This window comes from Pseudonocardia sp. ICBG162, assembly GCF_020496225.1.
GTDB lineage: Bacteria > Actinomycetota > Actinomycetes > Mycobacteriales > Pseudonocardiaceae > Pseudonocardia > Pseudonocardia alni.
Map to the genome: position 1 here is coordinate 1,436,738 of NZ_JAHLJD010000031.1, position 11,509 is coordinate 1,448,246.

Sequence of the window (11,509 nt, forward strand, 5' to 3'; positions counted from 1 at the left end):
GCCGCCGGGGACCTGCGCCGGGCCGGGTCCCGCGGGCTCACTGGGCGTCCCGCAGCGCCTCGGCGATCACGGCCCGCCCGATTGGGGCCGCGACCGAACCACCGGTCGCCTCCAGCGCCCGGTCGCCGCCGTTCTCGACGAGCACCGCCACCGCGACCTTGGGGTTGTCGGCCGGGGCGAACGCCACGTACCAGGCGTGCGGCGGGGTGTTCTTCGGGTCGGTGCCGTGCTCGGCGGTACCGGTCTTCGACGCGATCTGGACGCCGGTGATCTTGCCGCCGCCCGAGGTCCGGTCCTCCGAGCCGACCATCAGGTCGGTCATCGTGCGGGCCACGTCGGCCGGCATCGACCGCGACATCCGGTCCGGGTCGGTGGTGTCGACGACGTCCAGGGTCTGGCTCTGGATCTCCTTGACCAGGTGCGGGGCCATCGTCTGGCCGCCGTTGGCGATCGAGGCGCCGATTATCGCGAGCTGCATCGGGGTCAGCCGGACGTCGCGCTGCCCGATCGCGGACTGCTGGGTCGAGGGGGTGTCGGACATCGGGCCGACCTGCGACGCCGTGACGGGCATCGGGATCTGCAGGTCGGTGCGGCCGATGCCGAACGCCTCGGCCTGGGCCCGGAGCTTGTCCGGGCCGAGCTCACCGCCGAGCTGGGCGAACGCGGTGTTGCAGGAGCGCGCCAGCGCCTCGCGCAGCGATGCCGTCGCCCCGCCGCCGCAGGCCGAGCCGTTGTAGTTCTCCAGGGTGGTCGTGGAGTCGGCCAGCTGGATGTTGCGGGCGGCCGTGAGCTGGCTGTCCGGGGTGTAGCCGTTCTGCAGGGCGGCCGCGGTGGTGACGAGCTTGAACGTCGAGCCGGGCGGCTCGATCTCGTTGATCGCCCGGTTGGTCATCGGGTCCGGGTCGTCGGCGCCGTAGCGCTTCCACGCCTCCTGCTGCTGCGCCGGGTCCGGCGAGGCCAGCGGGTTCGGGTCGAACGACGGCGTCGAGGCCATCGCCAGGATCTCCCCGGTCTGCGGCACCAGCGCGACGACGGCGCCGGTGTACCCGCGGGAGGCCAGCCCGTCGTAGGCGGCGCGCTGCACCTCGGGGTCGATGGTGGTCACCACGTTGCCGCCCGCCGGGTCCCGGCCGGTGATGAGGTCCGACAGCCTGCGCACGAACAGCCGGTCGTCGGTGCCGTTGAGCACCTCGTCGGTGGACCGCTCGAGCGCGGTCTTGCCGTACACGGTCGACAGGAAGCCCGTGATCGGCGCGAACATCTCGCCCTGCGGGTACTGGCGGGCGAACCGCAGCCGGCCGTCGCTCTCGACGCTCTGCGCGAGGACCTGCCCGCCGGCGACGATCTGGCCGCGCTGACGCGAGTACTCGTCGATCTGCGAGCGCTGGTTGCGGGAGTCGTCCCGGTACTGGCCGGCCATGACCACCTGCACGTAGGTGATGTTGCCGAGCAGGACCACGATCATCACCATCACGGCGAGCGCCACGCGGCGGACCGGGCGGTTCACGTCTCGCTCCTCTGGGCGGCGGTGTCGGCGCGGTTGTCGTCACGGGTGTCGGAACGGCCCGTCCCGGGACGCTGAACGAGCTCGGTGCTGGCCTCGGCGATCGGCGCCCGCGGCTTCGCGGGCCGGACGGGCAGCGGTGCCCTGGCCACGTGCGAGATCCGCAGCAGGATGGCCACCAGCACGTAGTTCGCCAGCAGCGACGAGCCGCCGTAGGACAGGAACGGCAGCGTCAGACCGGTCAGCGGGATCAGCTTCGTGACCCCGCCGATGACGACGAAGATCTGCAGTGCCACCGAGAACGACAGCCCCGTCGCGAGCAGCTTGCCGTAGGAGTCGCGCACGGCCAGCGCCGAGCGCAGCCCACGGGTGATGAGCACCAGGTAGACCAGCAGGATCGCGGCCAGCCCGATCAGCCCGAGCTCCTCGCCGAGCGAGGAGAAGATGAAGTCGGACTCGGCGAAGGGCACGATGTCCGGCCGTCCGGCACCCAGCCCGGTCCCGCCGACGCCGCCGGTGCCGAGCCCGAACAGCGCCTGCGCGAGCTGGTAGCCGCCGCCGCTGAAGTCGGCGAACGGGTCCAGCCAGATCCGCACGCGGGTCTGGACGTGGTCGAACAGGTTGTAGGCGACGACGGCACCGCCGGAGAACGCCAGCAGCCCGATCACCATCCACGACACGCGTTCGGTCGCGGTGTAGAGCAGGACCAGGACCAGGCCGAAGATCAGCAACGAGCTGCCGAGGTCGCGCTGGAGCACGAGCACGCCGACCGACAGCCCCCAGGCGACGAGCAGCGGCGCCAGGTCACGGGCGCGGGGCAGCTCCATGCCCAGGAAGCGGCGGCCCGCGGTGGAGAGCAGGTTGCGCTTCTGGACCAGGTAGGCCGCGAAGAAGATGATCAGCAGGATCTTGGAGAACTCGCCGGGCTGGATGCCGGGGCCGCCCGGGATGCGGATCCACAGCTTGGCCCCGTTGACCTCGGAGATCGACGACGGCAGGAACGCCGGGATCGCCAGGAAGACCAGGCCGACGAAGCCCGCGGTGTAGCCGTAGCGGGCCAGTGTGCGGTGGTCCCGGACGAAGAACAGCACCAGCGCGAACAACGCCAGGCCGGCGACGGTCCAGGTGATCTGGGCGCCGATCAGCCCGCTCGGCACCGGGCTCCCGGTGGCCTCCGCGCGGGCGGCCTTGGCCAGGTCGAGCCGGTGGATCATCACCAGGCCGATGCCGTTGAGCAGGGCGACCGACGGCAGGATCAGCGGGTCGGCGTAGGGCGCCAGGAAGCGCACCGCCACGTGCGCACCCGCGAACAGCACGAGGTACGCCAGACCCACCCACAGCAGGTCGGTCGTCAGCGACTGCTCCTGGTTCGCCTCCACCAGCACCAGCGCACCGGTGGTGAGCACGGCGGCCAGGCCCAGCATCAACAGCTCGATGCCGCGGCCGGTGGGCGTGGTCTGCTCCGCAGCGGAGCTGCCCGTGGCCATCAGCCGTCGAGCCGGCAGTTCCGGCCCGGCTCGGGGGTCGCGGTCGGCAGCGGGGTCGTCGTCACCGGCGGGGCGCCGGGCACCTGGACGACCGCGGGCGGCTGCGGCGGGTTCAGCGTGGAGCAGAGCGGGAGCATGCGCTCCCGCAGCCGGTCGACGGTCTCGCGGGCACCGGTCTCGCCCTCGTCGGAGACGATGCCGTCGGTGACCTGGCTGCGGACCGCCTGCGGCAGGTCGTCGAGGCCGATGTCGGTGGACTCGGCCACCCGCTGCAACGGGACACCGAGCACGTTGCCGCGCACACCCTGGTAGATCGCGACCTGGTTCTGGTCGACGGCCACGTAGTACTGCTGCAGCACCAGCGCCCGGGCGACGAACACGCCCGCCACGAGCACCACGAGCACGCCCAGCAGGGCGAGCACCGGGCGCAGGCCGCGCCGGCGCCGCGGCTCCTCCGCGGCGGCGGGCTCCAGCCGCACCGGCTCGGTGCGGGGCAGCGTGGTGGCCGCGGCGCGCTGCGCCGAGGAGTGCGGGGTCCGCTCGTCGTGGCGGTAGTCGCCGTCGCCGGCGCGCGGGTTGCGGCCCGCCGAGCCGCCGATGATCGGGGCGTCGTCGGCGTAGTCGACGTCCACCACGTCGGCGACGATGCAGGTGATGTTGTCCGGCCCGCCGCCGCGCAGCGCCAGCTCGATCATGCGGTCGGCGCACTCGCGCGGGTCGGCGTAGTCGGTCAGCGTGTCGTGCAGCGTCTCGTCGCTGACCGGGCCGGAAAGGCCGTCGGAGCACAGCAGGAAGCGGTCCCCGGCGCGGGCCTCGCGGATCGACAGCGACGGGTCGACGTCCTGCCCGGTGATGGCGCGCAGCAGCAGCGACCGCTGCGGATGCGTGTGCGCCTCCTCCTCGGTGATCCGGCCCTCGTCGATCAGCGACTGGACGAACGTGTCGTCCTTCGTGATCTGGGCGAACTCGCCGTCGCGCAGCAGGTAGCAGCGCGAGTCGCCGACGTGGACCATGCCCAGGCGCGAGCCCGCGAACAGGATCGCGGTCAGCGTGGTGCCCATGCCCTCGAGGTCGGGGGCCTCGGCGACGTGGCGGGAGATCGCCTCGTTGCCGTCGTGGGTCGCCTCGCGGAGCTCGGCGAGCAGGTCGTCGCCGGGTACGTCGTCGTCGAGCGGGGCCAGTGCGGAGATCACCAGGGACGAGGCGACCTCGCCCGCGGCGTGGCCGCCCATGCCGTCGGCGAGGGCGAGCAGGCGGGGGCCCGCATAGACGGCGTCCTGGTTGTTCTGCCGGACCAGTCCGCGGTCACTGCGGGCCGAGTAGCGCAGCACCAGTGTCACGGGGCGGCTCCGGCTTCGGTCGGGGCACGTCGGGCGGATCCCGCGCCGCGGGACCGGTCGGACGGCCGCGGCACCGGGGGAGCGGTCGGTCGCGCCGGGCTCACGGTCGGTACCTCATGGTCGGTCCGTGTCCGTCACGATCGCAGCTCGATCACCGTCTTGCCGATGCGGACCGGTGTCCCCAGCGGGACCCGGGTGGGCCCGGTGACCTTATTACGTTCCAGATAGGTGCCGTTCGTCGACCCGAGATCCTCGACGTACCAGTCGTCGCCCTGCTGCGAGATGCGTGCGTGCCGGGTGGAGGCGTAGTCGTCGTCGAGCTTGAGGGTCGAGTCGTCGGCGCGGCCGATCAGGATCGGCCGGGAGTCGAGCGTGATGCGGCTGCCGGCCAGCGGGCCCTGGGTGACGAGCAGCTGGCGGGCCACCTTGCCGCGGCCACCGCCGCGGACCCTGGCGGCCCGGCCCCCGCCGGCACGGCCGGGTGCGGTCGTCCGGAGACCGGACGCGGCGTAGAGGTCGGAGCGGACCACCTGGAGCGCGAGCAGGACGAACAGCCACAGGAGGGCAAGGAAGCCGCCCCGGGTCAGTTGCAGTACCAGTTCCGGCACGTCGTCCTACTCGCCCTTCTCGTGTTCCTGCACGCTCCGCCCGCCCGGTGGATCACCGGGCGGGCGGGGACGCACCGCTGTCGCTGCGCGGACTCCGCTCCGCGGGTGTGGCTCAGCCCTGGGTGCGGAACACCAGGCTGGAGTGACCCACGCGGATCACGTCGCCGTCGGTCAGCTGGCAGGACTGCACCGGGGAGTTGTTCACCGTGGTGCCGTTGGTCGAGCCCAGGTCGTTCAGGGTCGCGACCTGGCCGTCCCAGGTGACCTCCAGGTGCCGGCGGGACACGCCGGTGTCCGGGAGCCGGAACTGGGAGTCCTGACCGCGGCCGATGACGTGGGTGCCCTCGGCCAGCTGGTAGTTGCGGTTCGACCCGTCGTCCAGGATCAGCATCGCGGTCAGCTGCGCCGGAGCGCCCCAGCCGCCCTGGCCGCCGTAACCCTGGCCGTCGTAGCCCTGGTCATAGCCGCCCTGCTGGTAGCCCGGCTGGGCGTAGCCCTGCTGCTGGCCGTAGCCGCCGTCGTAGCCCTGCTCGTAGCCACCCTGCTGCGGGTAGCCGGGCTGGGCGTAGCCCTGGGGCTGGCCGTAGCCACCCTGCTGGGGCTGGCCGTAGCCGTCGTAGCCCTGCTCGTAGCCCTGCTGGGGGTAGCCACCCTGCTGGGGCTGGCCGTAGCCCTGCTGGCCGTACTGGTCGTACCCGCCCTGCTGGGGCTGGCCGTAGCCGCCCTGCTGGCCGTAGCCCTGCTGCTGGCCGTACTGGTCGTAGCCGGGCTGCTGCTGCTGGTCGTACCCGGGCTGCTGCTGGCCGTAGCCCTGCTGGGGCTGGCCGTACTGGTCGTAGCCGGGCTGGCCGTAGCCGCCCTGCTGCTGCCCGTACTGGTCGTACCCGCCCTGCTGCTGCTGGCCGTAGCCGCCCTGCTGCTCCTGGTCGTACCCCTGAGGCGCGTAGGTCTGCTGGCCGTACCCGCCGGGTGCGCCCCGGTCGTATCCGTACTGCCCGTTCTCCTCGGGGTGGCCCGGTTGCTGGCTCATGGGTGCTTCTCCTGCGGTGCGTGCTCGGTTGGCGGCCCGACGGGAAGCGTCGGGGTCGACAGCGGAGCGGGTGCGGAATTGTCCCGTGTGCAGCGCCTCGGAGCGCTCCAGAAAGACTACGACCTCACCGTAGGTGTCCCAGCCCTGGTCGGTGAGTTCCTTCGCCACGTGCGACGAGAGGGATCGGACGACCCCGTCCTCGTCGCCCGCCATCCGGTCGAGATCGCTGGGGCTGAGCAGAACGGTGTACCGGTTGGGCGCCAGCTGGCGACCTCCGGCGAGCTGCTCGACGTTGTCCTCGGCTTCCCTCAGCAGTGCCTGTGCGACTTCCTGTGGGACGACACTGCCCCCGAAGACCCGCGCGAAGGCGTCGCCCACGAACCCCTGAAGTCGGCGCTCGAAGCGGTCCACGCGGCCCAAAAGATCTCCTCCATCCGCATCGGCGTGTCGGTGATGTGCGACCGATCGTATCTGTGTTATCCGCCGGGCACGGCGGGGCCCGGCACGAGCGGGCGACCGGCCCCGCAGTGCCACCGACGTGCTCCCCTCCGATCTACCCGGCCCGGAGCCGCGGCGCATCCCGGTGTCCCGCCCGCCGTGACCCCCTCCAGCTGGTGATCGACGGGCAGGGGACCCCCCTGCGAACGGCTGCCGAGCGGGGTGCTAACTTTCTCGTGTCGCTCGGGCGAGTGGCGGAATGGCAGACGCGCACGGTTCAGGTCCGTGTGTCCGAAAGGACGTGAGGGTTCAACTCCCTCCTCGCCCACCACCTCCCTTCATCGGGGATTCTCCCCCTCCGGCGGTCACCACCGCCATCGCGAGATCGGTTCCGGGTGTAGCCCGATCCGGTCTCGCTTTTCGTTTTCCCGGGTTCCGGCCACGCTCCGTGCCCGGACGCCGTGCGCCGATCAGGCGTCCCGCAGCGCCGGGCGGTCGGGATGATCGGCCATCACGAGCACATCGGCGAACGAACCGGGGTCGCCCTCGCTCTCGTAGCGGGCGTACGCGGCGGCCGTCCAGGCGTCGTCGGGGGGCAGCAGGCGGCGCAGCGCGGCCCCGCCGACGCGCAGGTGCACGGTCAGCTCGGCGGCCAGGCCCCGGCCCAGCAGCCGCCCGCCGGCGAGCAGCACCACCCCGTCCGGCCCGAGCGGCACCGGCTCGTCGCGGTAGGCACGGTCGCGCACCGTGTCGCGCAGCCGGGGCAGCACCAGGCCGCTGCCGTCGGGGCCCATCGGGGCGAGGACCTCGCGGCGCAGCGCGGGCTCGTCGAGCCAGCCGTCGAGGAACATGTCCGGGTCGGTGCGGCCGAGCTCCAGTCGGACCGACGCCGGTCGCAGGAAGTCGTCGGCGTCCACCGCCAGGGCCGGTCGGCCGCCGGAGCGCAGCCGCTCCGCGACCGCCCGGGCCAGCTCCAGCGGGGCCGCGGGCGGGGCGCCGTCGACGAGCACGCGCACCCGCCCCGACGGCTCCCCGGCGCGTTCGGCCAGGTGCGCCGCGAGCCCCGCCCGGTCGACGGGCCGGAACGCCCCTGCCATGTCGTCCTCCCGGTCCTGGCGTGCCCTCGGTCCCGCAGCGACACTAGGCGGATGGTCGGCGACGGCGCGGGAGCGGTGCTGCGCCGAGCGCTGCGGGTCCTCGAGGCGGTCGCCGAGGCGGGCGACGGGGTCAGCGCCAAGGCGCTCGCCCGCCGGCTGGAGCTGCCGTTGCCGACGGCGTACCGGTTGCTGGGGACGCTCGTCGAGGAGGGCTACCTGGTCCGCCTGCACGCCGAGCGCGGGTACGGGCTCGGCTACCGCGTCGTCGGGCTGTACCGGGGGATGACCGACCCGATCGTGCCGCCCGCCCCGGCCCGGGAGGTGCTCGCCGAGCTGCACACCACGGCCCGCGCGGCGGTGGTGCTGGCCGTGCTGCGGTCCGACGACGTCGTCGTCGCCCACACCGAGACCTGTGCGGCGCACCCGGGCCCGGGCGCGGTGACCGGGGAGCCGCTGCCCGCGCACGCGACCGCACCGGGCAAGGCACTGCTCGCCGGGCTCGACGCCGGACGGCTGGCCGACGTCCTCGGCGTCGGGCACGGGCCGCTGGCGCCGCTGACCCCGCACACCCTCACCGACCGGCGGCTGCTCGACCGCGACCTGCTGCGGGTCCGCTCGGCGGGGGTCGCGGTGGAGGTGGAGGAGCACGCCCGCGGCCGGGCCGGGCTCGCGGTCGCGGTGCCGCACCCGGGCGGCGGGGCCGCGCTGTCGGTCGTCGTCAGCCGGGCGGACTTCACCGGGCGCCGCTGGGAGCTCGAACGCGCGGTGCGCGAGGCCGCGGTGCCGCTGGCCCGGCACCTGGCCGCGGCGCCGGGGGTCGCCGCGTCCGGCTGAGCCCGCCAGGATGGTCCGATGGCCGACGGGGTGCGCTACGAACGCGACGGGCACGTCGCGACGATCACCTACGACCGCCCGGAGAAGCGCAACGCGATCGACGGGGACATGCGGCGCGCGATCAACGCCGCCTGGGACCGCTTCCGCACCGACGACGAGGCGTGGGTCGCGATCGTGACCGGCGAGGGGCCGGCGTTCTGCGCCGGGGCGGACATGCGCTCGACCACCGGCAACCCGGCGGGCGACTTCCCGGGCAGCTTCTTCGAGCGGCCGACGGTGAACTCGCTGGAGAGCGGCTGGGAGATCTTCAAACCGATCGTCGCCGCGGTGAACGGGCCGGCCGTCGGCTACGGCGTCACGCTGCTGACCTGGTGCGACTTCGTGATCGCCTCGGACCGCGCCACCTTCTCCTTCCCGGAGGCCCGGCTGGGCGTCCCGACGATCGTCGGTGCGCTGCGGCTGCCCCGGATGATCGACCGGCAGTACGCGATGGAGCTGCTGCTCACCGGCGAGACGATCGACGCGCGGCGGGCGCACGAGATCGGCCTCGCCGGGTGGGTCGTGCCGCACGAGGAGCTGGGCGACGCCGCCCGCGACCTCGCCCGGCGGCTCACCGCGGGGGCGCCGCTGGCCCAGCGCGCGATCAAGGAGATGGCGGTGCGCGGCCCGGAGATGGGCACCACCGAGGCGATCCGCTTCGGCGAGACGCTGCGGAAGGTCGTCGCGGCCACCGAGGACGCGGCGGAGGGTGCCGCCGCGGCCCGGGAGAAGCGGTCCCCGCACTGGCGTGCGCGATAGACCTTCCATTCTCCGGAAGTGACGTCGGCGGACATGCGGACACGGCGATACGTTCGCCCGATGCCGGAGAAGACAGTGGAGTCGCTCGTCCGCACCGTCCCGCCGTTCCGGGCCGACCACGTCGGCTCGCTGCTGCGCCCGCCCGCCCTGCTCGCCGCCCGGGAGCGGCACGCCGCGGGCGAGCTCGACGACGAGGGCCTGCGCGCGGCCGAGGACGCCGCGATCACCGACGTCGTCGCGCTGCAGGAGTCGGTCGGCCTGCGCTCGGCCACCGACGGCGAGTTCCGCCGCACCTCCTGGCACATGGACTTCATCTACGCCCTCGGCGGCGTCACGAAGACCTCCGGCCGGGTCGAGGTCGCGATGCGCAACGCGGCGGGCCAGAACAACTTCACCTCCGCCGGGATGGCCGTCGACAGCCGGGTGCACCTCGACGAACCCGTCTTCGCCTCGGCGTTCGAGTACCTCGCCGCGCAGGTCACCACGGCGACCCCGAAGCTCACGATCCCCTCGCCGAGCATGGTCTACGCCCGCGGCGGCCGGTCGGTCATCTCCACCGAGGTCTACCCCGACGTCGAGGAGTTCTGGTCCGACCTGTCGGCCGCGTACGCCGACCAGCTCCGCGCGATGTACGACCGCGGCTGCCGCTACCTGCAGCTCGACGACACCGCGCTGGCCTACCTGAACGACCCGGCGCACCGCGCGCAGCTGGCCGAGAAGGGTGACGACCCGGAGACCCAGCACCTGCGCTACATCCGTCAGATCAACGCCGCGATCGCCGACCGGCCGTCGGACATGTACGTCACGACCCACATGTGCCGGGGCAACTACCGGTCGTCGTGGGCGGCGGAGGGCGGCTACGACCACGTCGCCGAGGCGCTGTTCGGCACGCTGGGCGTCGACGGCTTCTTCTGCGAGTTCGACGACGAGCGCTCCGGTGGGTTCGCCCCGCTGCGGTTCGTCCCGAAGGGCAAGCAGGTGGTCCTCGGGCTGGTCACGACCAAGTCCGGGGCGCTGGAGGACCCGGACGCGCTCAAGCGCCGGATCGACGAGGCGGCGCGGTACGTGCCGCTGGACCAGCTGTGCCTGTCGCCGCAGTGCGGGTTCTCCTCCACCGTCGAGGGCAACGAGCTCACCGTCGACGACCAGAAGCGCAAGCTGGAGCTGATCGTCTCGGTCGCCGAGGACGTCTGGGGCCGCTGAGGGGGCCATACTCGCCCGGGTGGCCTACGACGAGGGTCTCGCCGCCCGCCTCCGCAGCCTGCTCGCGGGGCGGCCGGTGACCGAGAAGAAGATGTTCGGCGGGCTCGCGTTCCTGCTCGACGGGCACATGGCCGTCGCCGCGAGCGGGCGCGGCGGGCTGCTCGTGCGGGTGGCCGCGGACCGCTCCGCGGAGCTGCTGGAGCGCCCGCGGGCCGAGCGGACGGTGATGGGCGGCCGCGAGATGGCCGGCTGGCTGTGGGTGACCGGCGAGCCCGACGTCGACGACCTCGACGGCCCGGAGCTCGCCGGCTGGGTCGCCGAGGCGGTCGCGGTCGTGGAGACGCTCCCGCCGAAGCGGTGACCGCGGCGCCGGGCCGGACTAGCGTCGGAGCCGTGAGCACCGCTGCCGCGTCCCCGCTGTTCGACCGTGTCCTGGCGGGCGCCGGCCCGGGCTCGCGGCTGCTCGACGTCGGCTGCGGGGCGGGGCGGCTGCTCGCCGACGCGGCCGCCGCCGGGCTGGCCGTCACCGGCGTCGACACCGAACCCCGCGCGCTCGCCGCGGCGGAGCGGGCCGCGCCCGGGGCGGACCTGCGGGTCGCCGACGCCCACGAGCTGCCCTTCGCCGACGACGCGTTCGACCTGGTCACGCTGGTGCAGGTGCTGGAGCACCTCACGAACCCGGTGCTCGCGCTGTGCGGGGCGGGCCGGGTGTGCGCGCCGGGCGGCGCGGTGCGGGCCACGGTCTGGGGCACCCCCGACGAGTGCGACGCCGCCGTCATCGGCGCGGCGCTCGCCCCGCTCACCGGGGCCGCGCCCGCGCCGCCGCAGAACAACCCCGGGCCGGACCGCAGCGGCGTCGGCGCGCCCCCGCTGACCGACCCGCGGCGGCTGACCCGGCTGGCGGAGCTGGCCGGGCTCGTGGTGCGGGAGGTCGCCGTCGTCCGGGTGCCGGTGGTGCACCCCGACCCGGACGACCTCGTCGCCGGGGTGCTCGCGTCCGGGCCGGGGCGGCACGCGGCACGCCACGCCGGTCCCGCCGCCGTCCGCGCCGCCCTGCTCGACGCCCTGGCCCCCTTCGTGCACGGGGACGGCTACCGCCTCACCGACACCGTCCGGGTCCTGGACGCCGCCCCGCCCGCGCGCTGATCCGCTCCCCGCCGGTGACCACCG

The 11,509-nt window shown here is 73.9% G+C and carries 11 protein-coding genes and 1 tRNA gene; 6 read left to right on the forward strand and 6 right to left on the reverse strand.

Annotated features, from left to right (window positions below; all coding sequences use genetic code 11):
* Positions 1–37: 37 nt before the first annotated feature.
* The 5 genes from KPL60_RS31730 to KPL60_RS31750 all read right to left on the reverse strand — a co-directional run bounded on the left by KPL60_RS31730 (position 38) and on the right by KPL60_RS31750 (position 6,389).
* Positions 38–1,507 (reverse strand): penicillin-binding protein 2, encoded by a 1,470-nt coding sequence (locus tag KPL60_RS31730; protein WP_226368074.1) that lies wholly within the window; start codon positions 1,505–1,507, stop codon positions 38–40.
* The gene (locus KPL60_RS31735; RefSeq protein WP_226354498.1) at positions 1,504–2,991 is read right to left on the reverse strand and encodes an FtsW/RodA/SpoVE family cell cycle protein; all 1,488 of its coding nucleotides are present in this window, start codon (positions 2,989–2,991) and stop codon (positions 1,504–1,506) included. Before KPL60_RS31735 ends, KPL60_RS31730 begins: the two co-directional genes overlap by 4 nt.
* A complete protein-coding gene (locus KPL60_RS31740; protein ID WP_062399101.1) occupies positions 2,991–4,331 on the reverse strand; it encodes a PP2C family serine/threonine-protein phosphatase in 1,341 nt (446 codons plus the stop codon). The genes KPL60_RS31735 and KPL60_RS31740 overlap by 1 nt, the downstream gene beginning before the upstream one ends.
* Before the next feature lie 134 nt (positions 4,332–4,465).
* Positions 4,466–4,939, reverse strand: coding sequence for an FHA domain-containing protein (locus KPL60_RS31745; protein ID WP_226354499.1), 474 nt, complete (start codon positions 4,937–4,939; stop codon positions 4,466–4,468).
* A 112-nt stretch (positions 4,940–5,051) separates the two neighbouring features.
* Positions 5,052–6,389, reverse strand: a complete 1,338-nt coding sequence (locus tag KPL60_RS31750) for a DUF3662 and FHA domain-containing protein (RefSeq protein ID WP_226354500.1) — start codon at positions 6,387–6,389, stop codon at positions 5,052–5,054.
* 263 nt (positions 6,390–6,652) lie between these two features.
* Here KPL60_RS31750 and KPL60_RS31755 point away from each other — a divergent pair.
* Positions 6,653–6,738: transfer RNA gene (locus KPL60_RS31755), tRNA-Leu, on the forward strand.
* Between the two features lie 139 nt (positions 6,739–6,877).
* On the opposite strand, the gene KPL60_RS31760 is transcribed toward KPL60_RS31755, so the two are convergent.
* On the reverse strand, positions 6,878–7,504 hold the full coding sequence (locus KPL60_RS31760; RefSeq protein ID WP_226368075.1) for a uridine kinase: 627 nt from the start codon (positions 7,502–7,504) through the stop codon (positions 6,878–6,880).
* Positions 7,505–7,555: 51 nt separating this feature from the next.
* Between KPL60_RS31760 and KPL60_RS31765 the strand changes: the two genes are divergently transcribed.
* The 5 genes from KPL60_RS31765 to KPL60_RS31785 are packed head-to-tail and all read left to right on the forward strand — an operon-like array spanning position 7,556 to position 11,485.
* Positions 7,556–8,338: an IclR family transcriptional regulator gene (locus KPL60_RS31765; RefSeq protein WP_208820399.1), complete on the forward strand. Its 783-nt coding sequence runs from the start codon at positions 7,556–7,558 to the stop codon at positions 8,336–8,338.
* Positions 8,339–8,356: 18 nt separating this feature from the next.
* Positions 8,357–9,136: an enoyl-CoA hydratase/isomerase family protein gene (locus tag KPL60_RS31770; protein ID WP_226368076.1), complete on the forward strand. Its 780-nt coding sequence runs from the start codon at positions 8,357–8,359 to the stop codon at positions 9,134–9,136.
* Positions 9,137–9,196: 60 nt separating this feature from the next.
* Entirely contained in the window at positions 9,197–10,339 is a 1,143-nt protein-coding gene (locus KPL60_RS31775; protein WP_226368077.1) for a 5-methyltetrahydropteroyltriglutamate--homocysteine S-methyltransferase, read from the forward strand.
* 19 nt (positions 10,340–10,358) lie between these two features.
* Positions 10,359–10,700 carry a TfoX/Sxy family protein gene (locus KPL60_RS31780; RefSeq protein ID WP_226354504.1) on the forward strand — a complete coding sequence of 114 codons (342 nt, stop codon included), beginning with the start codon at positions 10,359–10,361 and terminating at the stop codon, positions 10,698–10,700.
* Between the two features lie 32 nt (positions 10,701–10,732).
* Positions 10,733–11,485: a class I SAM-dependent methyltransferase gene (locus KPL60_RS31785; protein WP_226368078.1), complete on the forward strand. Its 753-nt coding sequence runs from the start codon at positions 10,733–10,735 to the stop codon at positions 11,483–11,485.
* Positions 11,486–11,509 lie beyond the last annotated feature (24 nt).